A 24,523-nucleotide genomic window follows, 5' to 3' on the forward strand; every position below is an offset into this window, starting at 1 on the left:
CGGTAGCCGGGTGTACCCGAGCCCGAAGCGCCCAAACATGGGCGCGAAAGCACGATGCGGGCAGAGTCAAAGGCGTTGCCCGCCAACCGCTTGCCCGCGTTTGCGAACTGCGTCGGCCGACCAATACTGTGGTCCACGTGCAGTCTTGGCACGCCGGCAGGCTCAGTTCCCGACAGGCCGATCTGGTCGAACGCTGGCTGATCGCACCGCGCGTGATCGCCGATATGAGTTGGGACCAGCGCGGCACCGTCGTACTCGATGTCGACTGCCCGCAGGGCCGGGTGGTGATCAAGGCCGGCGGACCCACCGACCATCACATCGCCCGGGAGATCACGGCCTACCGAACCGTGGCCGATGCCCTGAGCCGAACCGGCCATGCTCCGCGGCTGCGCTACCGTGACAACACCGCGAAACTGCTTGTCATCGATCACCTACCGGGCGAGCTCGCGCAGGGATCAGCAGCCGAGTTCGCCGCGGCGACGCACCACACCGCAGGCCGGCTCCTGCGCACCCTCCACGATGTGGAACACCGCCTCGACCCGGACTGGGAGACCGCCGAGGTCACCAAATCGCTTGCCTGGCTGGACAAACCGCACCGCATAGCGCCACGCACCGAATCGGCGCTCCGGCGAATCCTGCGAGATCACCGCTGCCGCCCGGTGACGGTGGTGCCCACCCACGGTGACTGGCAACCCAGAAACTGGCTGGTGGACTCCGGCACCGTCCGCGTCATCGACTTCGGCCGGTTCGCCTGGCGACCGGCCGCGACCGACTTCTGCCGACTGGCCGCCCAACAGTGGCGCACCGAGTCGGCCCTGGAGTCCGCCTTCGTCAACGGTTACGGAGCCGACCCCCGTGAACCCGACCGCTGGCGCATCCTGGCGCTGCACCAAGCGATCGGCACCGCGGTATGGGCACACCAGGTCGGCGACAGCGATTTCGAGCGGCAAGGGCACCGCATGCTCGACGACTCGCTGTCCGCGTTCTGAACCGGCCGCTGCAACTAGCGCAAGGCACCCAGATTCTGGACCGACTTGCGCACATCGGAAGTCAACATCTTGGCCACCAGCGTACCGATCGGCCCGCTGAGCAGGCCGCCGGACAGCTCGGCCTGCAGATGCAGATCGGATCCGGGGTCGTTGTCGGAGACCTCCATGGTCAGGGTTATGTGCACCCCGCCGCGACCGGTCCCGCGCATACCGATCAACCGCGGCTCGTCGTAGTCGGTGACCTGCCAGTGGATCGTGTTGCGGAATCCCTTCACCTTGATCAGCGACGAGACCTGTGTTCCGACGTCGATCACCGCGGGTGGAGGACTGCGCCAGCCACCGAAAATCGTCAGCCATTCGTCGAAGCGCTGCAGGTCGGAGGCGAGTTTCCAGGCCTGCTGTGGTGTCAGATCCGACGAGACCGACACATCTACTTTCGCCATTTCGACTCCGCGTGGTTGGGGCTGTAGAACCCCCGGGTTACCCGATCTCGCGGCACGCCACCACTGTGATCTGGGTCACATACCCCGCTCTGCGTCCTCGGTTTCGTCGACGTTCACCGGTTCTACGTTCACCGGTTCTACGTTCACCGGTTCTACGTCGCCACGGCGCACTCGTACCCGGAAGCGTTTGGTGCCCCAGGTGTCCGAAACGGTGAAATGGACCCGCTTCGGATTGCCGAACACCGTGGTTGACGCCACCGTCCCGATTGTCCCCTCCGGTACGACCGGCACGTCGATACCCTCCAGTCGGCGACACGCCGCCACCGTGTCACCCGCGCGAAAACCCGTCATGAGATTCCCCCCTCGACTGTGTATTCCCCGCATACAGATTGGCCGTACTCGGCGCTGGGTGCAACCGATTAACGTTCCCTACGAGCATCATTGGCGTACCGGCGGCCGTGTTCGACGCGACGCTTCGACACATTGCTCGGACACCTACGCGTCACGGTCCCAACCGCCGCAGGTAGCGTGACCGGGGTGAACTTCACCCGTCTGCCCTCCGTTGTCACCATGGCGGCCTGCGCCGCGGCCGCTGCCATGACCCTGGCCGCCTGTGGTTCCGATGCCGACGCGCCCGCGGCGAGTTCGTCGACGGCCGCGGATGTGTTCAGCGCTCCGAGCGCTCCCGCAGTCCAGCCCACAGCAACCTCCGAGGGCTGCCCGACCGCGCCGGCTCCGGCCGGCGGTACCCCCGAGTGGACCCTGTCGGGCACCACGGGCAATGTTGCGGTCATCGGATCGACCGACACTGCCGCGCCGTCGGTGACCGTCGACGGACCGTTCAGCGTGACCGAAACCCAGGTACAGACGCTCAAGCCCGGCGACGGCCCGGTTGTCGCCGAGAACGCCACGGTGCTGGTCTGCTACATGGGTGTCAACGGTCGCGACGGATCGGTCTTCGACAGCAGCTACAAGACGGGCGCTCCGGTGGACTTCCCGCTCGACGGCGTCGTCACCGGATTCCAGAAGGCCATCGCCGGCCAGAAGGTCGGGTCGACGGTCGCGGTCGCCATGACCCCTCAGGATGGCTACCCCGAGGGTCAACCGGCAGCCGGGATCCAGAAGGGCGACACCCTGGTGTTCGCGATCAAGATCCTGGACGCGATGAGCTGACCCGGGCGGTCAGCGGGCGCGTCGAGCCAGCTTGGCCGGCTCCATGACATAGATGGTCTTGCCCTGCTGGCGTATCCACCCACGGTTGGCAAATTCCGACAACGCTTTGTTGATGGTCTCGCGCGACGACCCGACCAGCTGCGCCAGCTCCAGTTGGGTGAGTTCGTGATCGACGCGTAGTCCGTCCCCGTCGGGGCGGCCGAACCGCTTCGTGAGATCAAGCAGTTGTTTGGCCACCCGGCCCGGCACGTCGGTGAAGATCATGTCGCACAGATCGTCGTTGGTGCGCCGCAGCCGGCGGGCGAGCACCCGCAGCAGCTGCTCGGCGATCTGCGGTCGTTCCGCGATCCAGGCGCCGAGCGCCTGCCGTGGCACCGCAGCCACCCGTACCTCGGTCAGGGTGGCCACCGTGGCGGTCCGCGGCCCGGGGTCGAACAGTGCCAACTCGCCGAAAGTGTCTCCGGGACCCATCACCGCGATCAGACTCTCCCGGCCGTCGGCGGTGCGCCTACCGACCTTCACTTTGCCCTCTACGAGCACATACAACCGGTCTCCGGGCTCACCCTCGACGAAGATGGTGTGGTTGCGCGGAAAGTTCATCCACTCCAGCTCGCCGCTCAGGGTTTCCATCGCCTCGGCATCGACATCGGCGAAGATTGCGGTGCGGGCCAGTACCGCGTTCATCGGCGCGCACCCGCAGCCGATGCGCCGGGAACGGCTTTGTGTGCGGCCGAGCGAGTATTACTGCAGGTCCGGGTCAATTCGTAGCTCCGAGTGGTCAGGTGCGGCGCGGCCCGGAACGTCTGGTCGACCCACGGGATGATGGCATGATCATATTCATGTTCCAGTGCACCCGCGCCAGCGCAATCGGGCGCCGCTTGATTCCGGTCACGACATCGACCCTAGGCGTTCTGGCCGCCGTTGCCGTGCCTCTCGGTGCGGCACCACAGGCGGAGGCGGCACCGGCCTGCGCCGATATCGAGGTGGTCTTTGCCCGCGGCACCGACGAAGCGCCCGGTGCGGGCAGTGTCGGTACTGCCTTCGTCGATGCGCTGCGGGCACAGCTGGCCGGAAAGACGGTGGACAGCTATGCGGTGAACTATCCGGCCAGCAACAACTGGCCCACCGTGGTCCTGGGCGTCAATGACGCGGCAGACCGCATCCGGACGGTCGCTGCCGACTGCCCGGACACCGGCATCGTGCTCGGTGGTTACTCACAGGGTGCGGCCGTCGCGCAGTTGGTCACCGCCGACCCACCGGCCATCCCGCTCAATTCCTTCGCCCACGGAACCACCACGGGGTTGAGCCCCGATGTCGCCAAGCACGTCGACGCGGTGCTGCTTTTCGGCAAGCCCAACGACCGGATGCTCTTCCTCATCGGCCAACCCAACGTACCGATCGGCACCAACTTCGTGTCGAAAACCCTTGACCTGTGCGCGATCAACGATGCGGTCTGTTCCGACGGCCTCGATCCGGTGGCTCACCAGACCTACATCGCCAACGGCATGGTGACCGAAGCCGCAACATACGCTGCCGCACGCATGTGACCCGTTCACGTCCGCTTCCCCGGCGAGGTTGGTGCTAGCCGGTATCGGTGATGCGCGCCTGCGTCAATGTGCGGCGGGCGGTGATGCGGGATCCTTGATCAACCACGACCCTCGCTCCCGAAGGACCGCCATGACTTCGGCATTGTTCGATCGTGTTCGATCACGCCGTATTCACCGTCTGACCGGCGCCGTTGTGTTGTTGTGGGCGGTGGCGATCAGTCCACTGGTGTCGGCACGGGCAATTGCCGCCCCGCCGGCCTGTTCGGATGTCGAGATCGTCTTCGCACGCGGCACTTTCGAGGCACCCGGCATCGGCGCGACGGGACAATCCTTCGTCAACGCCCTCACACCGCTACTCGGCGGTGCGTCCGTTGACGTCTACCCGGTCAACTACCCCGCATCCCTGGATTTCCAGGCTGCGGCCAATGGCATCGCCGATGCCAGTAACCGGATCCAGTACATGGCCAACAGTTGTCCGGCAACCAAGATCGTGCTCGGCGGCTACTCACAGGGTGCCGCGGTCGCCGGCTATACCACCTTCGATGCGGTGCCGGCCGGCCTTACCCTTCCTCCCGGCTTGGCCGGACCGATGCCACCATCTGTGGCGCCGCACGTGGCCGCCGTGGCATTGTTCGGCACACCCGACAACTGGTTTCTGAATCTGGTGGACCGCACTGCTCCACCGATCACGGTGGGACCGCTCTACACAGCCAAGACCATTCAACTGTGTGCACCCGGTGATCCGGTGTGCGCGCCAGGCGGCCTCGACCGCGCCGCACACAGTGCGTACAAGGACAATGGGATGGCCGTTCAGGCAGCGGATTTCGTCGCCGACGCACTGGCCAGGACACCTTCGTCGGACTGACGCCGCAGCGTGCTGGGTCCCGATTCTCGTTTGCTCGCCGGGGTGTCCGCGACGAGTATCGCGGGTAACATGCCGCGAATGGGGATGGGCCGAGAGCTCCGGGTGTGGACAGTTTGCGCGCTCGCCGCGTCGGCGCTGGCAACCGGTGGGGCGCCGGGCGCGGGGGCGGCAGCCTGTCCCGATGCCGAAGTCGTGTTCGCCCGCGGCAGCGATGAGCCACCTGGTCTCGGGAGCACCGGGCAGGCGTTCGTCGACGCGCTGCGTGCGCAGTCCCCCGGCAAGACAATCGACTCATATGCCGTCAATTACCCGGCCACCGGTGATTTCGACAACCGCGCGGTCTTCCCGTCCACGATGTTCGACGGTGTCGCCGACGCCGGTGCCAGGATCAGGGCGACGGCAGCGAACTGCGCGAACACCCGGTTCATCCTCGGCGGTTACTCACAGGGCGCGGCGGTAGCGGCCTATGTGAGCACCTCCGATATGCCGGCAGCAGTGACCGACCGCATCGCCGGCGTGGTGCTGTTCGGCAAACCATCGGCAGGGCTGCTGTCCCGGTATGGCGCCCCGGCGGCGAACATCGGATCTCAGTACGCGGGGCGGTCGCTGGACCTGTGTGCGCCCGGAGACAACATCTGTGACGGCTCGTCGCCCGCATCGCTGCTCGGTTCGCTGGTGCATGTCACCTATCCGGTCAACGGACTGGTCGCTGCCGCCGCTGCGGCTGCGGCGGGTCGGCTGGCCTGACCGGGTTCGATCCGCCGGTCAGCGTGGGGCACTGTTTCGGTAGCAAACAGCACGGGTACAGAGGGGCAGGTCGCCATCTGCCAGCCGGCGGGCACGGCGAATCACCGAAGGAGTGCCCGATGAGCCTTGGACAATCCGCCCGATTTCTCGGCGCTGCAGGGTTGCTGACAGCCGGACTGGCAGTCGGGTCGGCACCCGTGGCGGCAGCGGAGCCGGCATGTCCCGATGTCGAGGTCGTCTTCGCCAGGGGTACGTCTGAAGCGCCGGGTGTCGGTGGGACAGGCCAGGCGTTCGTCGACGCGCTGCGCGCCCAGACGCCGGGGAAGTCGGTCGCTGTCCATGCCGTCGACTATCCGGCCAGCAGTAACTTCACGGATCGAATTCCGTTCGCGCAGAACGTCGTCGATGGTGTGCGCGACGCGGGGTCGCACATCCAGGCGACCGCAGCCGCGTGTCCCGACACCGAAATCGTGCTCGGCGGCTTCTCGCAGGGCGCGGTGGTCGCCGGATACGTCACCGCTGATGCGGTGCCGCAAGGTGTTCCCAGCGAGTACCTCTCCTACCTCCCGAGTCCGCTACCCGATGAGGTATCCGACCATGTGGCCGCGGTTGCGCTGCTGGGCAATCCGTCGGAGGCATTTCTCAACCAGTTCGGCGCGCCCATCGGCACCATCGGTCCGCGGTACGCACCGAAGACCATCGAGCTGTGCGCCCCCGGTGACACGATCTGCGATGGCACCCCAGGCGCCATGCCATCCATGGCGCATGCCATGTACGGCATCAACGGGATGACCAACGAGGCAGCCTCCTACGTCACTGCGCGGGTCATGCCTGCAGCGTGACCGTTCGGTAAGCACGATGATGCGATCATCGACGGGTGGAATCCACGAGGATCGACCGGTGGCTGTGGGCGGTCCGGCTGAGCAAGACCCGGCCCGACGCCGCGGCTGCCTGCCGGGGCGGGCACGTTCGGGTCAACGATCGAGTCGCCAAGCCGTCGACACCGGTGGTGCCCGGAGATCGGGTGCAGGCCCGGCTGGGTGATCGTCAACGCGTCGTCGAGGTGGTCCGGGTGATACAGAAACGGGTAGGCGCCCCGGACGCCGCCACCTGCTATCTGGACCGCACCCCGCCAGCCCCGGCGATCGTCGAACCCGCTGTTGCGGTACGGGACCGCGGTGCTGGCAGGCCCACCAAGCGCGAGCGGCGGGAGCTGGAGAAATGGCGCTCGGGCCTGCGGTGAGCGCTACTGGTTGGCGATGATCATCGGTGGTGGAGGCGGCCCCACCGGCGCTGGGGGCGGCGGCGGTGCCGCCGGATGCGGCACCTCGGCGGGCGCAGCGCCCGGGGCACCGATGGGCAGGACATCCGCTGGCGGGGCGGGGTCGGAAAGCGACACGAACCCTGGTGGCAGCGGCGGACCGCCCACTCCGGGCGCGCGCTCGAGAGCCGGGGTCGAGGACGCGGGATCGGTCAGCGACGTGTAGCCCGGCGGCAGCTTGGGTGCCGGGCCGGCCCCGGGTGGAGCGCCGCCGGGTGCGGCGCCCGGATCGGCCACGAGCGCCTCCATCGGGTTACCGGTCTGGAAGGCTCGCCAGAGATCTCTGATGTAGCCACCGGCACCGGGCGTCTGCCCTTGGCCGTAGACCGGATTGCTGATCTCGGGTACCGGCGGTGCGCCGGCCGGCGGCGGAGCGGGTGCGGCCACCGGCATCTCGCCGGGACCGAGAACCACGGGCTGTCCCGGCGGCACCGGCTGGCCGGGCGCCACGGGCGGGGGTTCGGCGCCGGCAAGGCCCGCCGTCGTCAGGGCCATTCCGGCCAGTGCACCCGCGACCGCGAGTCGCAGGGCCGACAGCCCTCGTTCGGTGATCACCGCTGTTCGTCCTCTCCGGTCATGCCTCGTCCGCGTCGTGATGTCGTCGGGCATGCCTGCGAGAAGGCTAGCGTCTCCAGGCTCAGGCGTCACACGATGCGCAAAGGTGCCGCCCGCCGTCATCGCGGTTCACGTGGATCCGGATCGCTGTTCTCGTCGGCCGCGTCGTCGGCTCGATCCGTGGTTTCCGGTTCCAGGGCGACACTGCGTGCGCGCACGGCGTTGCCGCCCGGGGAGGCACTATCGGCCGGCTGCAACCGCACCACCCGACCGACCGCGCGACGCAGACCCGGTGGTCCTTCGATCCGCACGAAGTCACCGACGCGGCCCGCGCGATAACGTAACGGCGACCCCAGCAGCTCGCCCATCACCACGCCGCTGCCGATGGCGAGGGCGATGGCGACCGCAGACAGCAGTTGTGCGATGCCGTCGATATAGCGCTCGTCCACCGCAAAGAAAAACACCGACCGGAAGACGGCCAGCCCCGGCAGCATGGGAGTGATACCTGCGGTGGCGATGACCAAGGCCGGCGCCTGGCGCCGGATGGAGAGGACGGTTGCCAGCAGGCCGACCCCGACCGAGGCGATGCCGGTGGCGAAGACGACGCCGAACTGTGCGTGCCCGAGTCCGATCAGCACTGCCTGCGCGGTGCCGGCGGTCGCCCCGGCGGTCAGCACCGATCGCAGTGGCGCGTAGGACGCCAAAGTGAGGAACACGCCGGCCAGGGCCGCGCCCAGCACCGCAATCCCGATTTTCAGGGGCCCGCTGGGCACGATGATCGATTGTGTTGCGTCGATGTGCAATTCGATCTGGATGCCGCCAAGGTTGGCGATCTGCAGACCCGCGACGATGCCGGCCACGATCCCGGCGGTGAGGAACAGCGCATCCCCCAACCGTCCGACGGCGGTCACCATGTGTCCGGTCAGTGCGTCCTGAACGGAACCGACCAGGGTCATGCCGGACAAGAGCATCACGATTCCGGTGGCGACCAGCGCTGTCGGGTTCTGATCGGCGAACCGGTAGGCGGCCACCGCTACCAAGGTGGCGATGGCGGCGCCGACGGCGTGCTGGAAGAAGAACGGGGTGCCCACCCGGTTCAGCAGCCGCCCGATCCGGTCGATGACCGCCGAGGTGGCCGCCGCCAACAGGCAGATCTGCCAGGTGCCGCCGAGCAGCATCGCGATACCGAGAGCGAAACCTGACCAGCACGCGGTGGCCATCCACCGCGGATAGGGATGCGGTCGTTCACTGAGCTCGTCCATCGCGTCATGAGCTTGCTCGACGGTGACGCCGCCGGCGGTGATCCGCCGGACCAGGTTGTCCAGTTCGGCGAGCCGCGTGTAGTCGGTCGCGCGGTGCCGCACCGCCCTGACGATGGTCAACGGCGGGCTGTCGGCGGTGGGCAACGCCGAGACGATGATGGTCGAGAAGGTGATGTCGACGACGCAGTCGGTGAGTTGATACGCCTGGGCGACATCTTGGGCGGTTGCCACGATATCGGCGGTTCCCGAGCCCGACGACAGCATGACCTCGGCCAGCCGGATCGTCAGGTCGAGGACCTTACGGGTGTGGACATCGCCGACCCTGTTGGTGCTGCGTCGCCGCTGGCCTGCAATCGGGGCCGGATCGCGACGCCCACGCAGTGCGCCGCGGAGACCGCGGCGCAGAAGACGGTTCTGCGCGGTGTCTTCCGGGTTATCGGGAGCCATTGTCGACACCATACTGACGTTGCCTCCCGCAGTGGAGACCCCGTACCGGCGCCGAGCACACGAGATGGGATACCGGTAAGGGCAAGGGTTTTCCGATCATTTGTGCGGAACGCCAAAAACCCCGCGGCCCGGTGATCGGGTACCGCGGGGCTTCTGTACGAAAGGGTCTAGATAACCGAGACCGCGACGGCCTGGGGGCCCTTGGCGCCCTGGGTGATGTCGAACTTCACGCGCTGGTTCTCTTCCAGGCTGCGGTATCCGCTGGACTGGATCTCGGAGTAGTGGACGAACACGTCCGCTGCGCCGTTGTCAGGAGCGATGAAGCCGAAGCCCTTTTCGCCGTTGAACCACTTGACGGTTCCTTCAGTCATGCTGTTTGTTCTCTCTTCTTCGAACTTTGGCTGCCGTCATGCAGCCAAGTATGGGGGTACGACCGCGAATGATCATTCGTGTCGCGGTCGAAACGGGGTGTGCGATCGCCGGCACAGGGCTGCAATGGGGTGGAACTGACACCCGGCCGCGGCTCGGCCGAACACAGACACGCCGCCTTACAGTTGCGACGTACGAAGACAGCGTACCCAGTGGGCGCCGACATCGCCTAATTTCCGATGATTATTCTTGCGCGCCTGTCGCTCCGGGGCGGTCCAGACGGTCCAGATCGTCGCGGAATCGGCCCGCGGACACTATCTGCGCGCCCGCCCCGCGTGCTCGTCGGGCCAGCGTTGCATCCGAAGTGATGACGACGATGTCGTGCGGATGCTCATCGGCATGCAACAGGCGGATGATCTCGTCGTCGGCGGAATCGGCTGCCGCCGACGGGGCGCTCGTCACGGTGACCACCGAGGACCAGATGGGAAGCGGCCGCTCCAATACAACGGTCACCTCGGCGCGCTCACGTTCGGCGAAGATCTCCAGTCGCTGGACGAGCGCTGCCAACGCAGCCTTCCGATCCCGCCACCAACCATCGGGCCGCGCCCCGATGACGTTCATCGCATCGATGAGATAGCGCACCCGGGCGACGGTACGCCCAGTGCCCTGCGCGGCGGCGCGACGAGCACGATTGATGACTTGACACCTGTCAAGTAGGCTGACCACATGCTTGTTCAGGACGTGCTGACCACCGTGCCGACCTCCACCGACGAGGCGACCGCCCTCTTCGATTCCGCCCCGGCAGTCGAGCCGGACTTCATGTTCGGCACGTGGCAGGGCGCCGAATTGCCGACCGCGCATCCCATGGACGGGCTCCTGGAAGCCAGCGGCTGGTGGGGTAAGCAATTCATCGACGAGGAAAACGTGCACCCGCTGTTGTTCCCCAAGGACGGCGGCACCGCGCTGTGGGCGCTGAATCCGGTGCTGGCATTCGGCGGCCTCGGGCTGGCGACCAAGGTCCCCGCCGTTCGCAATCTTTCACTGGTGCAGCCCATCTCGGCGCTCCGTCCGGCACTGCGCACCAAATCGGCCAAGGCGCGGCTGCGCACCACCCGCTACCGCGGCGTCGACAGTGCGACGATGATCTACGACAATCTGCCGATCAACGACGTCTTCCGAAAGATCGACGAGGACACCGTCATCGGTGCCATGGACTATCGCGGCGGACGCCGGCCGTACTTCTTCGTGCTGCGCCGCAACAACGCGTTGCCGGTGCACTGACACCTCGCGAGCAGATGAGGCGGCGGGTCAGATCAGGCGATGATCCGCACGAGATAGGGCGTCATGCCCGAGGTGCGCACCGGCGAGACCGTGACACCGGAATCCCCGGTCTCCAGCATCTGGCCGTTACCGATGAACAACGCAACGCTCTGGGTACCTTCGGGGCCGAAGAAGATCAGATCTCCCGGGAGCGCCTGCGCGGGCAGCACCTTCTGGCCGACCTTGTACATCTCCCCCGATGACCGCGGAAGCTTCACACCGACGCCGGCGAAGGCATAGACGATGATGCCGGAGGCATCGAAGCCCACGACATTGGTGGCCGGCGCCGGCACCGCCGGGGTGACCGGCAAGCCCGGGACCGTCGCCGCGGCGGGCGGAGCCAGACCTGGGAAGTTCAACCCGGGAACACCACCGGGAATGGGGTTGGCCACCGGGTCGGCAGCGTCGGGCGGCGTCTCACGCACGACTCCGAGGGTGGGACCGTTGGCGTCGCCGCCGCCGTAGGCGAAAGGCACACCCCGCTGCGACAGCGCACGGGCGATCACGTAGTCCACGGCCTGTTGGTTGCGCGCCGGACGCGTGTTGAAGGAATCGGCGGAAGCGACGCCCGGACTCACTGCGAGCATCGCCAGACCGAGCACCAGGGCACAGAAGCTTCTCATCGCTAGTGTCAACTCATTTCCGGACGGCACATACGTCGGCGCCGAATTGACGCCCACTGACGCTCAATCTAGGTGAGCTTTGCGTCGTGTGCCCAATCCAACTGCGGCACAACGGCAATGAGATATGTATCCGTGACCGGACGGTGATTCAGGACCCGATTTCGTGACGTAACCGGAACGCGTTCGATACCGGTCGGTGAGCCCGGACAGCAAGCGGCGCCGGCAGGCTCGGCCTGCCGGCGCCGTCAACGACACTGTCTACTGCAGCGCAGCCAGGGCTGCGTCGTAATCCGGCTCCTGGGCGATCTCGGGGACCAGCTCGGTGTAGGCGACGTTACCGTCGGCACCCACGACGACCACCGCGCGACCGAGCAGGCCGGCCATCGGGCCGTCGGTGATGGTGATGCCGTAGTCCTCGCCGAAGCTGTCCCGGAACGCCGAGGCTGTCACGACGTTCTCGATGCCCTCGGCACCGCAGAAGCGCTTCTGTGCGAACGGGAGGTCCTTGGACACATTGAGCACCGTGGCGCCGGTGGCTGCCGCGCGCTCGTTGAAGGTGCGGACGCTGGTGGCGCACACCGGAGTGTCGACCGACGGGAAGATGTTGAGCACGACTGCCTTGCCGCTGAACTGGTCATTGCTGACCGGTCCCAGATCGGTGCCGGTCAGGCTGAACGCCGGTGCCGCGGAGCCGACGGCAGGCAGTTCACCGGCGGTGTTGATGGGGTTTCCCTTGAGCGTTATCTGTGCCATGGCGATAAGTCTGTCACAGTGACCCGGCCGGTTTCGTGGCAGCATCGACCGTGTGATCGACCTGCCCGACGGGGTCCGCGCGATGGCCGCTCGTGGTCCTGAATGGCAGCGCTGGATCGATGTTTTGCCGACCCACACCGCGGCCGCCGTACAGGACTGGAACCTCTCCATCGACGGTGCCGCACAACACGGCTTCTGCTCGCTGGTGCTGCCGGTCCGAACCGTCGACGGAGTACCGGCAATGCTCAAGATCGCGTTCCCCGACGACGAGTCCGAACACGAGCATCTGGCGTTGCGCCGCTGGGGCGGTGTCGCGACGGTACGACTGCTCAGCGCCGACCCGCACCGGCGGGCGCTGTTGCTGGAACGGCTGAAGGAACGGAACCTCAACGAGGTGTGGGACATCGAGGCCTGCGAAATCGTGGCGGGACTGTACGGGCATCTGCATGTGCCTGCCCTACCTCAGCTGCGTCCGCTGGTCGGATTCATCGAGAAATGGAACGCGGAGTTGGCCGGGCTGCCGCGCAGCGCGGCGTTGCCGCACCGATTGGTGGAACAGGCGTTGAGCCTGGGCGCGGACCTGGTGCGCGACCCCGCCAGCAGCGGCACCCTGATCCATGGCGATCTGCACTACGAGAACGTGCTGGCCGGAGACCGCGAGCCCTGGCTGGTGATCGACCCCAAACCGATGAGCGGCGACCCGCACTACGAGCTGGCACCGATGCTGTCCAACCGATTCGACGAGTTGGAGGGTTACGTCCGCGAGGGGGTGCGGCGGCGGTTCTACACATTGGTCGATGCCGCCGGTTTCGATGCCGACCGGGCCAGGGCCTGGGTCATCATCCGGATGATGCACGACGCGATGTGGGAGCTCACCGAGAACACCGTCCCCGATGGCCGCTACCTGACCATGTGCGTGGCCATCGCCAAGGCGGTGCAGGACTGACGCTCGGCCGGCCGACTTGTCGGTGTGCCGAAGTAGACTCGCTCATATGTTCGAACGATCGGGATTGTCGGGGCTGAGCGATGAGGCGCTCATCGCCGAGGTCACCGATGCCACCCGCACCGAGGCGGCTGCGGCGGCCCGGCGGCTGGCCGCGATCGCCGAGGTCACCGCCCGGCACTGCGAGGTCGAAGACGAATCGTCGGCGTTGAGGTTGATCGACGGGTGGGCGCTGGCCAAAGCCGAGATCAGCGCCGCCTGCACCCTCAGCCCCCGGGCCGCCAGCGCCCAGATGCGCATCGCGATGGCCCTACGTGACCGGCTACCGAGGACCGCCGAGGTGTTCACGCAAGGCTCGGTCTCGGCCAAGGTCATCGCCGCGATCACCTGGCGCACCCAGCTGGTCTGTGATGAGGAGGCGCTGGCGTTGATCGATGCCGGGATCGCCGGCACCGCCCACCAGTACGGCGCATTGTCGGAGAGCGCGCTGATCACCGCGGTCGACTTCTGGGTGCACACCTTCGACCCGGTCGCGGTCATCCGATCCAAGGCCGCCGCCAAAGACCGCTACATCGACTTCGGCGACAACGACGACCCCGACGGGGTGGTCTCGTTCTGGGGACGAATGCGCACCACCGACGCCGCGATCAGCGACACCCGCCTCACCGACCTCGCCAATGGTGTCTGTGAGGGTGATCCGCGGACCATGGCCGAACGCCGCGCCGACGCCCTGGCCGCCGTCCTGGCCGGCGCCGACCGACTCACCTGCCTGTGCGGGAACCAAGAATGCACCGGATCGGGCAAGGATCCTCGGGCGGGTGCGGTCACCATCTACGTGCTCACCGGACAGCAACCCGATAGCGGGCACGGGGCGAAGCCGGATACCGGGCCTATGCCGTCGACCGGACCGGTACCGGCCACGCCCGATGCCGATGAGTTGGAGGAACATCAGGAATCCGGTTCGGACGTCGAGGCCGAACCAAAGCCTCCCTCGACGCCCTCGGCACCTTCTGCACCGGCCGCCAGCACTCGGCCCGGCGTGGGTGCCGGGATCACCCTGGACGGGGCGATCATCCCCGCCCACCTGCTCGCCGAGCTCATCGCCACCGGCGCGAGGGTCCGACCCCTGAGCAGCGCAACCAACCTGGGCTCCGAACCCCGCTACCGCCCCTCGACAAAACTGGCCGCCTACGTCCGCATGACCGCGATGACCTGCTGTTTCCCCGGCTGTGGGAAACCCGCCCAACGCTGCGACCTGGACCACCTCACCCCGTGGCCCGCCGGGGCGACCCACCCGGGCAACCTGCGCCCGCTCTGCCGCGAACACCACCTACTCAAAACCATGAAAACCGGCTGGACACCGGAAGCGCACCCCGACGGCACCACCACATGGACCGCACCCACCGGGCACCGGTACACAACGATGCCGCTGGGGCCAGTCCTGTTCCCGCACAGAACATCTGACGTCGAGATCCCACGAGCGCGGCACATCACCCTGATCGATCACCCCGAACGCGAACCCGACATCCCACGGCGCAAACGCACCCGACAACACGACCGCGACTACCGCATCAACAGCGAGCGCACCCGCAACGCAGCCGACGGCGATATCGGCACCGATCCCCCGCCCTTCTGAAAAGGGTGGCCGCCCCTAGACCGTCACCGGCAACGACAACATTCCGCGCAGCGTCACGTTTGGCTTGTACTCGGGGTCACCGCCGAGTTCGGCATTCGGAAACCGCTTTGTCACCGCCGACAGCACGATCGAGGCCTCCAGCCGCACCAGGGGTGCGCCGAGACAGAAATGCGCACCATGACCGAAGCCCAGATGGCGGATGACTCCACGGTCTGGATCGAAAACGTCCGGATTCGCGTTGGCGGCCGGGTCGCGGTGTGCCGCAGCCAACAATACGATCATGGTGTCGCCCTTGGGAATATGCAGATCGCCCAGGGTGATGTCCTCAGCGGCGACCCGACCCAGCAGCTGCGCAGCCGGGTCGAATCGCAGCGTCTCCTCGATGACCCGCAATGCACGCTTCGGGTCGGCACCCAACGCCGCCCACTGCTGCTTGTCACGAAGCATGGCCAGTACCGCGGTGGCCATCATGCTGACCGTCGACTCATGTCCGGCGATGAGCAACAGATTGCAGGTTGAGATGATCTCGTCCTCGGACAGCTGATCCCCGGACTCTTCGACGGCGATCAGCGCGGAGATCAGGTCGTCACCGGGATCGCTCCGCCGGGCGCTGATCAGGTCGCGGAAATAGCGCCGCAACCACTTGCCCGCCTCGATGCGGTCGGTGAATCCCTCGGGCACCTCGCCGGTGGCCGACAGAAACGGATCGACCGTCTGGGCCAACAGGGTGGAGGCGATCCCGAACTTCGGTTCGTCCTCGACCGGAACACCGAGCAGTCGGCAGATGACGGCCACCGCAACCGGATAGGCCAGCCCGCCGACCGCATCGAACTCGCCGCGATCCTGCGCAGTGTCCAGCAAAGAGTCGACCGTGCCGACGATCTCCTGGCGCAGCTGGTTGATCACGCGCGGCGCGAACGCCTTGGCCACCAGCTTGCGCAGCCGGGTGTGGTCCGGCGGATCGAGGAACAGAAAGGCAGGCGTCCGTCGCTTGTCGACGAGTCCGGCCAAGCCGAACGGTCGGGGCTGTTCCCCCGCAGCGATCTGACGCTGCGCGATGGCCGACTTCATTCGGTCGCTGGCCGCTGCCGGATGCCGCAGCACGGCATCGCAGTGTGCGTACGAGGACAACACCGTCAAGCTGATCTCTGGGATCTGCAACGGCCCGTACTCACGCAGTTGGCGGTACACCGGATAGGGGTCGACCCGGTTGGCCGGGTCCAGCGCACGGCCGAGGAGTACCTGCGGGGTGGACACGGAGGTCATGCCCTCATTGTGCAATTGCGTGCCGCAGACGTCTGCGCCAGCACCGAATTCGTTCCGGATCCGTCACCGTGTGCTCCGCAGGCAACTGCGGTGCCGGCGACATCGGTGCGACCGGCAGGAACCCCTCGACCGGGACCAGACTTCGCGCCGCCGCGACGGGATCCGCAGCCAGCACCAGTCCCGCGCCCAGCTCACAGGCAAACGGGAGCGTGGGCAGCGCGCCGGCAAGAGCCACCCCGACCGCCGCACCGACGCTGGTCTGTTTACCCGAGGTCACCACGCACGGCAGGCCGCTGATCTCGGCGACGCGCAGGGCCCGCCGGGCCCCGCCGAGCACACCGCAGTGCAGGATCGCGATGTCCGCGATGCCGCGCAACTCCAGATCTGGCGCGGCGTGAACGGCGATCGGAACATCGACCAGGCGTCGCACGGCGCGCAGCTGCTCGTGGTCGGCACAGGGGCGCGCAATGTACTCGAGGCCACCGGCGGCACGGTCCAGCGCCGCGATCGCAGCCACCGCGCCCGCGGCGTCCCAACGCTCCCGCGCATCACACCGGATCTGCCCGCCGGGCCCCAACGCCGCACGGACCGCCGCCACGCGCTCGATGTCCTCAGCCGTCGCGCCGTGCACCTCGACCGTGGCGGTGCGGCATCCCGATTCGAGGACTTGCGCGTGGGCGCGGCCGGGGTCGACGGCGCCGATGCCCACGGCAACAGGGACGCGCCCACGCACCGCATCCGGCCAACCGACCGTGCCCACCTCGGTGGCTGCCGTGAGCCACCGTCCCAGCAACTGGTCGGGACAGTCGGCAGGCGGGCTGAATTCGCCCCAGCCCTGCGGTCCTTCGAGCATCATGCCCTCGTGGGTGCCACCGTCACGGAGCGGAACGGCGAACACCGCGGCGGCATCGAGGTCGATGAGGGTCTGCACAAGCAGTGGACGCTAGTTGCCCGCAGCGGCGAAGGTGTACAGCGGCACCAACATTTCCGCCGGCGTCAGCGAACCGTGATGGCCGAGCAGGTTCGATTGCAAGGGTTCGGCACCGGAGCGGATCACGGCACGATCGGTATCGGAGACCACCACCACATCGCCGATTCGCGGTGCGACGTCCGCGCGCACGTTCGGTCCGAACCAGCCGGCGCCGGTGACCTCCGAGCGGGTCAACACGGTGAAGTCGCTGCCCAGCGTCTCGCGCCAGGTTGCGGCAACATCATCGGCCGCACCGGGTTCGGTGTAGACGTGCCGGGCGCGTGGTTCGCCGCCCAGCGTGCGCACACCGGTCTGCAGCACCGCGGTGCTGTCGAAATCGACCGGGTCGGCGACCTGCACCATGCCGTGGTCGGCGGTGACGATCAGCGCCGACCCGGCCGGTAGCCGTTCGGCGATCAGCCGGATCATGAGGTCGATCTGCGCCAGTTCCAGCGCCCAGGATTCGGACTGTGGACCACGCACATGGCCGGTCATGTCGAGGTCGCCGTGATAGGCATAGACCAGCGTGCGGTCGGCAGCCGACAGCGCCGTGAGCACCCCGTCGACAAGGTCGCCCATGGAGAAGGCCGGCCGGAAGTCGCCACCGCGCAGCGCCGCCCGGGTCAGCCCGGAGCCCGCCTGGTAGGTCGGCGCCACCTGGGTCACCCGCACACCGTCGGCGGCGGCCCGCTCGAAGGCGGTCTGCGAGGGCTGGAACTGCTCGGGGATGAGCTCTTTGAGCAGATCGACCTTGGGCCCCTGGCCCATCAACCCCCATTTCAGCGGATTCATCAACCGGTCGTGACCGGGCACCGAAAGCAGGTAGCCGACCAGACCGTGCTCACCCGACGGCAGGCCGGTGCCCAGCGACGCCAGGCTCGCCACCGTCGTGCTGGGGAAACCTGCGGTGAGCGAGCGGTCCGGCCGGGCGGCCAGCAGCGGCGCGACATCCCGGCGGGCCGCGACCAATTCGCTGCCCATGCCGTCGATCAGCAGGACAGCGATTCGTCGCACCGCACCCAGGTCCAGACCTATCCGGTCCGACTCGCCGGCCACACCGAGAACCCCGAGGACGGACGGAAGAAGGTCGGCAAGTGCGCCGGTGCCGTAGCGCGGGGAGACGAACATGCCGCCAGACTAGGCTTGCCCCATGTCGAGCGTGCTGACGGTCAACATTGCCCACCCCATGACCAACCCCGACCACAAGAAGAAGCCGACCGGCATCGACAAACGCCCCACCGATGAGGCGGTCACCGTACGGGCCCCCGGCCCGATGCGTGGCGGTCTCGGCAGTGGCATGGTCGGCGATCTGGTCAGCGAACAGAAGTACCACGGCGGCGACGACCAGGCGGTTTATGCCTACGCCCGGGAAGATCTGGACTTCTGGGAGGGTGAACTCGGCCGCGATATCTCCAACGGCGTGTTCGGCGAGAATCTCACCACCGCGGGCATCGACGTCACCAACGCGCTCGTCGGCGAACGCTGGCGCATCGGGACCGACGGTCTTGTGCTGGAGGTGACCCGTCCCCGCACCCCGTGCCGGACCTTCTCGGCGTGGCTGGATATCGACGGCTGGATCAAGACATTCACGCGCAAGGGTGCACCGGGAGCGTATCTGCGCGTGATCTCGCCGGGGTCGGTGCGCGGGGGCGATGCCGTCGAGATAATCGATCGCCCGGACCATGACGTGACGATCGGAACCGTCTTCCGGGCGATGACGACGCAGCCCGCCCTGTGGCCCGCACTGCTCGCGGCCGACGCCCTGCCGGACCAGCTCAAGGAGAAGGCCCGCCGCAAAGCCGGGGTGTGAATCAGCGCCGCAACGTCAGCTGCGCACCCATCAGACGGGCAATCTTGTCGGCGAGGTAGAGATGGCCCGCGTCGGTGGGATGCACGCCGTCGGCGGCGATCAGATCGGGACGGCCGACGAACCAGCCCTCGGCAATCGGATCGACGAATCGCGCGCCGGCCGACCGGGCCACGGCCGCCAGCGCATCTCTGATGCGCAGGATTTCCACCGGCACGTCGGCGGTCGGCCAGGGCGGCCCGATGACCAGGAGGCGGGCCGCCGGTGCGATCCCGTGCACCAGGGCAAAGGCATTGCGGGCCTGATCGACGACATCGGTAACCGCCACCGGTTGGTCGTTGCGCGATCCGAAGAACACCACCAACCGATCGTCGGGCCGGACCGCGCGCGTCGTCAGATCCCAGAACAGGCTGCCGCGGTCACCCCGCACGCCATAGCCTGCCCGGCCCTCTGCCGCGACATCGGCGACGACGGGCCTGCCCTGGGCGGCCAGCAACTGCCAGGCCTGGGCCGGCCACCCGGCCGCACCGATCCCGCCCCAATCGGTTCCGTTGGTATACGAGTCGCCGATCACCGCTACCCGGCTCAACGGTGTCTCCACCGACAGCGGCCGCGCGTCGATGTGGGCGACCGGTATGACGACGCATACGAGCATCACGACCACCGCTGCCAGCGTCGACAGGGGCAGGATGGGGCGCCGCAGCACGTCTGTCAGGATCATCGGCGGCGAGCTTACTCGAAGAACCCGTGAGAAGCCCTGCCGCACACGGCCATTGGGGTCACATGGCGGGTCACGCCGACAGCCGGGTCTCGGAGTCCACCGCGTGCACGCTGGCAGCAGGCTTCTTTCTACCGACCATCCGACGCATCCATATCCGGGCCGGCTCCTCCACCACGTGATACAGCGCCGCCGATGCCGTCAGGGTGACGGCGAACACCGCGACCAGCCACCACCCGCCCCCTGGCCCGGCCATCGTCAGTTCGAATTGCTTGGCCGCCCAGATCCAGGCGGTGTGGATCAGCTCGTGGACCATGTACAGGCTGAACGAGATCTGCCCGCCGTAGATCAGGATGCGTTGGGAGAGCAGCCACGGCAGCGTGCCCGCACCGATCGACAACGTGACCACCAACGGCACGAACAGCAGGTCGACGACTCCCCCGCTGTCGATCACACCGGGGAACGGATGCTCGTCCAGCCAGTACAGGCTGCCGATGATCGTGGCGACCAACGCGATGGAAGCCAGCCCTGCCGCAGTCCGGGCCCGGTCGCTGGGGTACAAGCGGCGCACCGCCGCGCACGCGATGACTCCGGCGGTGAACTGCATCAGGATGCGGGGCAACCAGCTCCACGGCGTATAGATCTGTCCGCTGGACAGCAGGAACATCACGGGCGGCAGGGTGGCCGCGAACGACAGCAGCAACAGGCTGCGAGCGCGGGTGGCCGCGGCCATCCGGAACACCACCAGCGCCAGGAAGCCGAAGAACAGGTAAGCCAGCCACTCGGCGCTGATCGACCATGCCGGCCCGTTCCAGCTCGAGCCGTCGAAATAGGGCTGGTACCACAGCTGCACGAGGAAGAGTTGCCGTAGATAACTGGTGGCGGTCAGGGTGTCGGCCACTTCGGACGGGAACCGCCCGACGTAGAGGGTGAAGATGATCCACAGTGCCGCAAGGTGCAGTGTGACCAGATAAACCGGCCACACCCGAGCCAACCGCATCCACAGGAAGTGCAGGGTGTCGCGGGTCGACCAGGTCGGACCCATCCGGTCCAGGTAGTTCCAGGCCAGGACGAAACCGCTCAGAATGAAAAAGAGGTCGACGCCTTGGGCGCCACTGTTGAGTATCGGCGCCAACGCGGTACTGACATCGGGTATCGATTCGGCCAGCAGCGGGCGGAAATGGAACAACACCACCCAGACGGCGGCGAAGAGGCGAAGGCCGGTGAGGGCCTTGATTTCTCCGCTACGCACGACACTCTTTTCGCGTTCCGATTACTTCGCGCTCGCGCGCGCTGCCCGGGCGGACCGCTCTCCCCGAGGTCCTCACTTCCGGCTCACGCAGAATAACAGCGCTACGCGCCTTGGCGCGGTAGGGCGAACTCGCGTCGGTGCGCCGGACCCGGTCCGGATTAAGGCGCCGGGGCCGGTGGTGCCGGGGCCGCCGGGGCCGGCGGCGGTTTGTTGGCCTCGTACTGCTGGGCGTTGCGGTTGAGCGAATCGAGATAGCCGCGCACCTGCAGTCCGGCCAGCAGTGGGCCCATTCCCGGCGCCGGCGGCGGTTGATCGGTCAGCGTCCAGGTCTGGCACTCGGTGGTCTTGAACACGCCATCGGTCGGCAGGACCTGGACGACCTGGGGCTGTTTGGTGAACGCACGGTCCAGGGTCTCGCCTTGTTCGGCACCGTCGACCGCCGGTGCCATCCGCCGCCAGGAGCACGTGCCGTCGGGGAACGGTCCCGCCGAGGCGTACACACCGGGAACGATATCGACGCCGACCCGGTAGGTGCCGTCCTTGTCGATCACGGTCGCCGGTGCCGGTGCCGGTGCAGGAGCGGCGGCGGGCGCGGCCGGGTCTACGGGAGCCGGACTCGGCGCGGGTGGTTCGGCGGCCGCGATACCGGCAGAAGCCATCGCAGCCACCGCCAGAACCGCACCGAGCATCGCCGGATTCCTCAAAGCCATGACACCCAGAGTAAGCGCGCCGCGGCGGCTGCGAAAACGCATGGCGTGCCTCCCTCTTGCGTCGCGGCCGCATGACTCAGCAGATTCGTTGCGGCCCTTCGGTTTCCAAGTCCACGGGCGCCCGACGGACCACCGGCTCACCACGGCGGCGTCGAGTTTGCGAGAACTCCCCTGGCGGTCGAAAAATCAACCATCAAGTTCCGCCGCGCAGCGCCGAAGTTGTGCGTATTTGTGATGTGAACTGCGGTTTTACAGACCTGTGTCTGGAGTCACAAGATTTTGCCCGCTTACAAAATGCTCTGTTAACGTCCGTCGCCATGTTTGCTGTAGCTTCACTATTGGCGCTGGTTGGCCAGGTGTCGGGAACGCCGTATATCTCGGGTGGGGACTCCCCGGCCGGTACAGATTGCTCGGGCCTCGCATCATGGGTCAGCAACGCCGCGACGAATCGACCGGTCTTCGGCGATCGGTTCAACACAGGCAATCAGGAAAGCGCACTGCTGGCGCGCGGGTTCAGGTACGGCACTCAGCCCGGCGCGCTGGTGATCGGGTGGAACAGTGGCCACACCGCAGTGACACTGCCGGACGGCACCGCGGTGTCCTCCGGTGAAGGCGGCGGAGTCAAGATCGGCGGCGGAGGCGCCTACCAGCCGCAATTCACCAAGCACATGTATCTCCCCGTCGAGGAGATCGCGCCGGCGCCTCCCGCACCGGGCACACCCCCGCCGCCTCCCGCACCGGGTGTTCCCCCGCCGCCGGCGCCAGTGGCGTTCGTGCCGCCTCCGCCGGGACAGCTCCCTCCCGTCGCACCCCCGCCCGGCGTTCCCGTCTAGGCGAGACTCAGACGTAGCGGGGACGGCCCGCCAAAGCGCCCAACACCATCTGCACGATGTACACCGTCATGACCATGACCCAGGGCACCGTCCATCCACCGCTCGTCTCGTGCAGCAGCCCGAAGAGGAACGGTCCCACGCCGGCCAGTAGATATCCCAACCCCTGCACCATCCCGGACAACCGGGCGGTATCCGCAGCGGTCCGTGAGCGCAGGCCGATCACCGCCAGAGCGAGCGAGAACACGCTCATACCCAGTCCGAGCAGGACCGTCCACAACAGCGGCGCCGCCATCGGCGCGAGCGTCAACCCCAGGACTCCACCGAAACCGAGCAGTCCCAGTCCGACGATCCAACCGCTCTGACTGGCCCGCCTGGCAGCCATCGGGGCCACCACGATGCTGATCGGCACGGCGATCACCGCGTTCAGGCCGAGCAGCAGTCCGGCATCGGACTTGCTCATCCCGTGGTCGATGAAGACCTGCGGCAGCCAACCCATCACGATGTAGGCCAGGCACGACTGGCACCCGAAGAATCCGGTGATGATCCAGGCCAGCCTGCTCCGGAGCATCGAACGGGGTTGTCCCGCCGCGGCGGCCGGCGTGGCGGCGGTTGCCCGCGCATGGTGCCCGCGGATGGCCAGTACCCAGAAGACCAGCGCCGCGGCGGCCAGGCCCGCCCAGGCGCCGAGCGCGGGCCGCCAGCCGCCGAACAGGTCGTCCAGCGGCGGGGTGACAGCGGAACCGGCGGCGCCACCGCCCTGTAGGGCCGCCGTATAGATGCCGGTCATCAAGCCGATCCGGGCGGGAAAGGACTCCTTGATCACGACGGGGATCAACACGTTGATCAAGGCGATCCCGGCGGTGGCCACCAGGGTGCCGCCGATGACGACCGCAGGCCCGTCGACGACACGCAACACCAGGCCGCCGATCAGGATTCCGAGTGCTGCGGAGATTGCGTGGCCCAATCCGATCCGACGCGCCAGATAGGGCGCAGTCAGTCCGGCCAACGCGAAACACAATCCCGGCAAAGTGGTGAGCAGTCCGGCCCACAACGCCGATGTTCCAAGCTCACCCCGCATGTCCGCGAGCAGCGGTCCCACACTGGTGATGGCCGGGCGCAGATTCGCCGCCGTCAGCACGACCGCCGCCATCAGCAGCACGCCGCCGGCGACCACCTCGGCGGGACGCGGATCGATCGGACCATGGGCCTCGACGTCCCGGCCGTCCAGGGTCTGCGGGTGGCGGCTGTGGTTCATCTGCACTAGGTTGCCATACATCCGATGATTGGATGAAAGGGGTTTCGCGTGCCGTTGGCTTCGACGCGCCGGACGGGCTTGGTCGACCAGGCCATCGAGCAGCTGCGCAGCTCAGTGGCCACCGGCGAGTGGCCGGTCAACGCCAAGATCCCGACCGAACCGGAGCTGGCGCAGTCTCTCGGAGTGGGACGAAATACCGTCCGGGAGGCCGTCCGTGCCCTTGCTCACAGTGGAATCTTCGAGGTCCGACAGGGCGATGGGACCTATGTGCGGGCCACCAGCGAGGTCTCCGGAGCCCTGCACCGCCTGTGCGGCTCGGAACTGCGCGACGTGCTTCAGGTGCGGCGTTGTCTCGAGGTGGAGGCCGCCCGGCTGGCCGCCACGGCACGCAGCGCCGAGGATCTGGACACATTGTGGCAACTCTGGGAGCGCACCGAGCAGCTACGCAGCGACCGGCGGGACGAGGAATTCGCCCGCGCGGATGCCGACCTGCACTTCGCGATCGTGCGCAGCGCACACAACGCGGTGTTGACCGAGCTGTACCGCGGGTTGACCGAAGTCGTGCTCGCAAGCGTGGTCACGAGTACCGGAAATCTCGACGAGAGCCCGCAGCACCGCGAGCTTATCCAGGCCATCGCCGACGGCGACCAGGCGCTGGCGAGCAGGGAGGCCGGCGGATTTCTCGACGAGCTTCTCGACCGGCTTCCGGAGCGGTAGTC

At 67.4% G+C, this 24,523-nt stretch carries 29 protein-coding genes; 13 read left to right on the forward strand and 16 right to left on the reverse strand.

The window, feature by feature from the left end:
* Positions 1–137 precede the first annotated feature (137 nt).
* On the forward strand, positions 138–989 hold the full coding sequence (locus FBY28_RS00810) for a phosphotransferase (protein ID WP_141863533.1): 852 nt from the start codon (positions 138–140) through the stop codon (positions 987–989).
* Positions 990–1,003: 14 nt separating this feature from the next.
* Here the strand turns inward: FBY28_RS00810 and FBY28_RS00815 are convergent, their stop codons facing one another.
* Both FBY28_RS00815 and FBY28_RS00820 read right to left on the reverse strand, forming a co-directional pair.
* Positions 1,004–1,432, reverse strand: coding sequence for a type II toxin-antitoxin system Rv0910 family toxin (locus FBY28_RS00815; protein ID WP_141863534.1), 429 nt, complete (start codon positions 1,430–1,432; stop codon positions 1,004–1,006).
* A gap of 75 nt (positions 1,433–1,507) precedes the next feature.
* Positions 1,508–1,690 (reverse strand): hypothetical protein, encoded by a 183-nt coding sequence (locus FBY28_RS00820; RefSeq protein WP_141863535.1) that lies wholly within the window; start codon positions 1,688–1,690, stop codon positions 1,508–1,510.
* Between the two features lie 279 nt (positions 1,691–1,969).
* Here FBY28_RS00820 and FBY28_RS00825 point away from each other — a divergent pair, with 279 nt between their 5' ends.
* A complete protein-coding gene (locus tag FBY28_RS00825; RefSeq protein WP_216847414.1) occupies positions 1,970–2,605 on the forward strand; it encodes an FKBP-type peptidyl-prolyl cis-trans isomerase in 636 nt (211 codons plus the stop codon).
* Positions 2,606–2,614: 9 nt separating this feature from the next.
* Here FBY28_RS00825 and FBY28_RS00830 read toward each other — a convergent pair whose 3' ends face one another.
* Positions 2,615–3,289: a Crp/Fnr family transcriptional regulator gene (locus FBY28_RS00830; RefSeq protein ID WP_141863536.1), complete on the reverse strand. Its 675-nt coding sequence runs from the start codon at positions 3,287–3,289 to the stop codon at positions 2,615–2,617.
* A gap of 143 nt (positions 3,290–3,432) precedes the next feature.
* On the opposite strand from FBY28_RS00830, the gene FBY28_RS00835 reads away from it, so the two are divergent.
* The 5 genes from FBY28_RS00835 to hslR all read left to right on the forward strand — a co-directional run bounded on the left by FBY28_RS00835 (position 3,433) and on the right by hslR (position 7,007).
* Positions 3,433–4,152: a cutinase family protein gene (locus FBY28_RS00835; protein WP_216847415.1), complete on the forward strand. Its 720-nt coding sequence runs from the start codon at positions 3,433–3,435 to the stop codon at positions 4,150–4,152.
* A 130-nt stretch (positions 4,153–4,282) separates the two neighbouring features.
* Positions 4,283–5,017: a cutinase family protein gene (locus FBY28_RS00840; RefSeq protein ID WP_141863537.1), complete on the forward strand. Its 735-nt coding sequence runs from the start codon at positions 4,283–4,285 to the stop codon at positions 5,015–5,017.
* Between the two features lie 78 nt (positions 5,018–5,095).
* A complete protein-coding gene (locus FBY28_RS00845) occupies positions 5,096–5,764 on the forward strand; it encodes a cutinase family protein (protein WP_216847416.1) in 669 nt (222 codons plus the stop codon).
* A gap of 119 nt (positions 5,765–5,883) precedes the next feature.
* Positions 5,884–6,606, forward strand: a complete 723-nt coding sequence (locus FBY28_RS00850) for a cutinase family protein (RefSeq protein ID WP_174241512.1) — start codon at positions 5,884–5,886, stop codon at positions 6,604–6,606.
* A 35-nt stretch (positions 6,607–6,641) separates the two neighbouring features.
* The gene (gene hslR / locus FBY28_RS00855) at positions 6,642–7,007 is read left to right on the forward strand and encodes an Hsp15 family ribosome-associated heat shock protein (protein ID WP_141863538.1); all 366 of its coding nucleotides are present in this window, start codon (positions 6,642–6,644) and stop codon (positions 7,005–7,007) included.
* A gap of 3 nt (positions 7,008–7,010) precedes the next feature.
* Here the strand turns inward: hslR and FBY28_RS00860 are convergent, their stop codons facing one another.
* From FBY28_RS00860 to FBY28_RS00875, 4 genes are all read right to left on the reverse strand, one after another.
* Positions 7,011–7,640, reverse strand: coding sequence for a hypothetical protein (locus FBY28_RS00860; protein WP_216847417.1), 630 nt, complete (start codon positions 7,638–7,640; stop codon positions 7,011–7,013).
* A 119-nt stretch (positions 7,641–7,759) separates the two neighbouring features.
* The gene (locus tag FBY28_RS00865) at positions 7,760–9,349 is read right to left on the reverse strand and encodes a threonine/serine exporter family protein (protein ID WP_141863539.1); all 1,590 of its coding nucleotides are present in this window, start codon (positions 9,347–9,349) and stop codon (positions 7,760–7,762) included.
* A 167-nt stretch (positions 9,350–9,516) separates the two neighbouring features.
* Positions 9,517–9,720, reverse strand: coding sequence for a cold-shock protein (locus FBY28_RS00870; RefSeq protein ID WP_019514798.1), 204 nt, complete (start codon positions 9,718–9,720; stop codon positions 9,517–9,519).
* A 241-nt stretch (positions 9,721–9,961) separates the two neighbouring features.
* Entirely contained in the window at positions 9,962–10,360 is a 399-nt protein-coding gene (locus FBY28_RS00875; RefSeq protein WP_216847418.1) for an NYN domain-containing protein, read from the reverse strand.
* Positions 10,361–10,444: 84 nt separating this feature from the next.
* Between FBY28_RS00875 and FBY28_RS00880 the strand changes: the two genes are divergently transcribed.
* Positions 10,445–10,999 (forward strand): DUF4334 domain-containing protein, encoded by a 555-nt coding sequence (locus FBY28_RS00880; protein ID WP_141863540.1) that lies wholly within the window; start codon positions 10,445–10,447, stop codon positions 10,997–10,999.
* Positions 11,000–11,031: 32 nt separating this feature from the next.
* On the opposite strand, the gene ripD is transcribed toward FBY28_RS00880, so the two are convergent.
* Positions 11,032–11,661, reverse strand: coding sequence for an NlpC/P60 family peptidoglycan-binding protein RipD (ripD, locus tag FBY28_RS00885; protein WP_141863541.1), 630 nt, complete (start codon positions 11,659–11,661; stop codon positions 11,032–11,034).
* A gap of 258 nt (positions 11,662–11,919) precedes the next feature.
* Positions 11,920–12,414 (reverse strand): thiol peroxidase, encoded by a 495-nt coding sequence (tpx, locus tag FBY28_RS00890; RefSeq protein ID WP_023985827.1) that lies wholly within the window; start codon positions 12,412–12,414, stop codon positions 11,920–11,922.
* Positions 12,415–12,466: 52 nt separating this feature from the next.
* Here tpx and FBY28_RS00895 point away from each other — a divergent pair, with 52 nt between their 5' ends.
* Positions 12,467–13,360 carry an aminoglycoside phosphotransferase family protein gene (locus tag FBY28_RS00895; RefSeq protein ID WP_141863542.1) on the forward strand — a complete coding sequence of 298 codons (894 nt, stop codon included), beginning with the start codon at positions 12,467–12,469 and terminating at the stop codon, positions 13,358–13,360.
* Between the two features lie 46 nt (positions 13,361–13,406).
* Positions 13,407–14,993 carry an HNH endonuclease signature motif containing protein gene (locus FBY28_RS00900; protein ID WP_141863543.1) on the forward strand — a complete coding sequence of 529 codons (1,587 nt, stop codon included), beginning with the start codon at positions 13,407–13,409 and terminating at the stop codon, positions 14,991–14,993.
* A gap of 15 nt (positions 14,994–15,008) precedes the next feature.
* Here the strand turns inward: FBY28_RS00900 and FBY28_RS00905 are convergent, their stop codons facing one another.
* Genes FBY28_RS00905 through FBY28_RS00915 form a run of 3 tightly spaced genes read right to left on the reverse strand, consistent with a single transcriptional unit; the run spans position 15,009 to position 18,357 of the window.
* The gene (locus FBY28_RS00905) at positions 15,009–16,259 is read right to left on the reverse strand and encodes a cytochrome P450 (protein WP_141863544.1); all 1,251 of its coding nucleotides are present in this window, start codon (positions 16,257–16,259) and stop codon (positions 15,009–15,011) included.
* Positions 16,260–16,263: 4 nt separating this feature from the next.
* Positions 16,264–17,190: an enolase C-terminal domain-like protein gene (locus FBY28_RS00910; protein ID WP_141863545.1), complete on the reverse strand. Its 927-nt coding sequence runs from the start codon at positions 17,188–17,190 to the stop codon at positions 16,264–16,266.
* A gap of 12 nt (positions 17,191–17,202) precedes the next feature.
* On the reverse strand, positions 17,203–18,357 hold the full coding sequence (locus FBY28_RS00915) for an alkaline phosphatase family protein (protein ID WP_141863546.1): 1,155 nt from the start codon (positions 18,355–18,357) through the stop codon (positions 17,203–17,205).
* 22 nt (positions 18,358–18,379) lie between these two features.
* Here FBY28_RS00915 and FBY28_RS00920 point away from each other — a divergent pair, with 22 nt between their 5' ends.
* On the forward strand, positions 18,380–19,039 hold the full coding sequence (locus FBY28_RS00920; protein ID WP_141863547.1) for an MOSC domain-containing protein: 660 nt from the start codon (positions 18,380–18,382) through the stop codon (positions 19,037–19,039).
* A gap of 1 nt (position 19,040) precedes the next feature.
* Here the strand turns inward: FBY28_RS00920 and FBY28_RS00925 are convergent, their stop codons facing one another.
* The 3 genes from FBY28_RS00925 to FBY28_RS00935 form a co-directional block, all read right to left on the reverse strand.
* Positions 19,041–19,757: an Rv0518 family GDSL lipase gene (locus FBY28_RS00925; protein ID WP_141863548.1), complete on the reverse strand. Its 717-nt coding sequence runs from the start codon at positions 19,755–19,757 to the stop codon at positions 19,041–19,043.
* 70 nt (positions 19,758–19,827) lie between these two features.
* Complete coding sequence (locus FBY28_RS00930) at positions 19,828–21,006, reverse strand: acyltransferase family protein (protein ID WP_141863549.1); 1,179 nt, start codon at positions 21,004–21,006, stop codon at positions 19,828–19,830.
* Between the two features lie 158 nt (positions 21,007–21,164).
* Positions 21,165–21,716 carry an Rv1352/Rv1906c domain-containing protein gene (locus FBY28_RS00935; protein ID WP_141863550.1) on the reverse strand — a complete coding sequence of 184 codons (552 nt, stop codon included), beginning with the start codon at positions 21,714–21,716 and terminating at the stop codon, positions 21,165–21,167.
* Between the two features lie 317 nt (positions 21,717–22,033).
* On the opposite strand from FBY28_RS00935, the gene FBY28_RS00940 reads away from it, so the two are divergent.
* A complete protein-coding gene (locus tag FBY28_RS00940; RefSeq protein WP_141863551.1) occupies positions 22,034–22,549 on the forward strand; it encodes a C40 family peptidase in 516 nt (171 codons plus the stop codon).
* Between the two features lie 7 nt (positions 22,550–22,556).
* Here the strand turns inward: FBY28_RS00940 and FBY28_RS00945 are convergent, their stop codons facing one another.
* Positions 22,557–23,804, reverse strand: a complete 1,248-nt coding sequence (locus FBY28_RS00945; protein WP_141863552.1) for a CynX/NimT family MFS transporter — start codon at positions 23,802–23,804, stop codon at positions 22,557–22,559.
* A 48-nt stretch (positions 23,805–23,852) separates the two neighbouring features.
* On the opposite strand from FBY28_RS00945, the gene FBY28_RS00950 reads away from it, so the two are divergent.
* Positions 23,853–24,521: a FadR/GntR family transcriptional regulator gene (locus FBY28_RS00950; RefSeq protein ID WP_141863553.1), complete on the forward strand. Its 669-nt coding sequence runs from the start codon at positions 23,853–23,855 to the stop codon at positions 24,519–24,521.
* Positions 24,522–24,523 lie beyond the last annotated feature (2 nt).

It is taken from the genome of Arthrobacter sp. SLBN-53 (assembly GCF_006715585.1).
Taxonomy (GTDB): domain Bacteria; phylum Actinomycetota; class Actinomycetes; order Mycobacteriales; family Mycobacteriaceae; genus Mycobacterium; species Mycobacterium neoaurum_A.

What these genes read in the sequence shown, in the direction of transcription:
- FBY28_RS00945 (WP_141863552.1), bottom strand. Translation starts at nt 23,804, where the DNA reads ATGAACCACAGCCGCCACCCGCAGACCCTGGACGGCCGGGACGTCGAG.
- FBY28_RS00865 (WP_141863539.1), bottom strand. Translation starts at nt 9,349, where the DNA reads ATGGCTCCCGATAACCCGGAAGACACCGCGCAGAACCGTCTTCTGCGC.
- FBY28_RS00870 (WP_019514798.1), bottom strand. Translation starts at nt 9,720, where the DNA reads ATGACTGAAGGAACCGTCAAGTGGTTCAACGGCGAAAAGGGCTTCGGC.
- tpx (WP_023985827.1), bottom strand. Translation starts at nt 12,414, where the DNA reads ATGGCACAGATAACGCTCAAGGGAAACCCCATCAACACCGCCGGTGAA.
- FBY28_RS00830 (WP_141863536.1), bottom strand. Translation starts at nt 3,289, where the DNA reads ATGAACGCGGTACTGGCCCGCACCGCAATCTTCGCCGATGTCGATGCC.
- FBY28_RS00920 (WP_141863547.1), top strand. Translation starts at nt 18,380, where the DNA reads ATGTCGAGCGTGCTGACGGTCAACATTGCCCACCCCATGACCAACCCC.
- FBY28_RS00915 (WP_141863546.1), bottom strand. Translation starts at nt 18,357, where the DNA reads ATGTTCGTCTCCCCGCGCTACGGCACCGGCGCACTTGCCGACCTTCTT.
- FBY28_RS00840 (WP_141863537.1), top strand. Translation starts at nt 4,283, where the DNA reads ATGACTTCGGCATTGTTCGATCGTGTTCGATCACGCCGTATTCACCGT.
- FBY28_RS00900 (WP_141863543.1), top strand. Translation starts at nt 13,407, where the DNA reads ATGTTCGAACGATCGGGATTGTCGGGGCTGAGCGATGAGGCGCTCATC.
- FBY28_RS00815 (WP_141863534.1), bottom strand. Translation starts at nt 1,432, where the DNA reads ATGGCGAAAGTAGATGTGTCGGTCTCGTCGGATCTGACACCACAGCAG.
- FBY28_RS00905 (WP_141863544.1), bottom strand. Translation starts at nt 16,259, where the DNA reads ATGACCTCCGTGTCCACCCCGCAGGTACTCCTCGGCCGTGCGCTGGAC.
- FBY28_RS00935 (WP_141863550.1), bottom strand. Translation starts at nt 21,716, where the DNA reads ATGGCTTTGAGGAATCCGGCGATGCTCGGTGCGGTTCTGGCGGTGGCT.
- FBY28_RS00940 (WP_141863551.1), top strand. Translation starts at nt 22,034, where the DNA reads ATGTTTGCTGTAGCTTCACTATTGGCGCTGGTTGGCCAGGTGTCGGGA.
- FBY28_RS00845 (WP_216847416.1), top strand. Translation starts at nt 5,096, where the DNA reads ATGGGGATGGGCCGAGAGCTCCGGGTGTGGACAGTTTGCGCGCTCGCC.
- ripD (WP_141863541.1), bottom strand. Translation starts at nt 11,661, where the DNA reads ATGAGAAGCTTCTGTGCCCTGGTGCTCGGTCTGGCGATGCTCGCAGTG.
- FBY28_RS00835 (WP_216847415.1), top strand. Translation starts at nt 3,433, where the DNA reads ATGATCATATTCATGTTCCAGTGCACCCGCGCCAGCGCAATCGGGCGC.
- FBY28_RS00850 (WP_174241512.1), top strand. Translation starts at nt 5,884, where the DNA reads ATGAGCCTTGGACAATCCGCCCGATTTCTCGGCGCTGCAGGGTTGCTG.
- FBY28_RS00880 (WP_141863540.1), top strand. Translation starts at nt 10,445, where the DNA reads ATGCTTGTTCAGGACGTGCTGACCACCGTGCCGACCTCCACCGACGAG.
- FBY28_RS00925 (WP_141863548.1), bottom strand. Translation starts at nt 19,757, where the DNA reads ATGATCCTGACAGACGTGCTGCGGCGCCCCATCCTGCCCCTGTCGACG.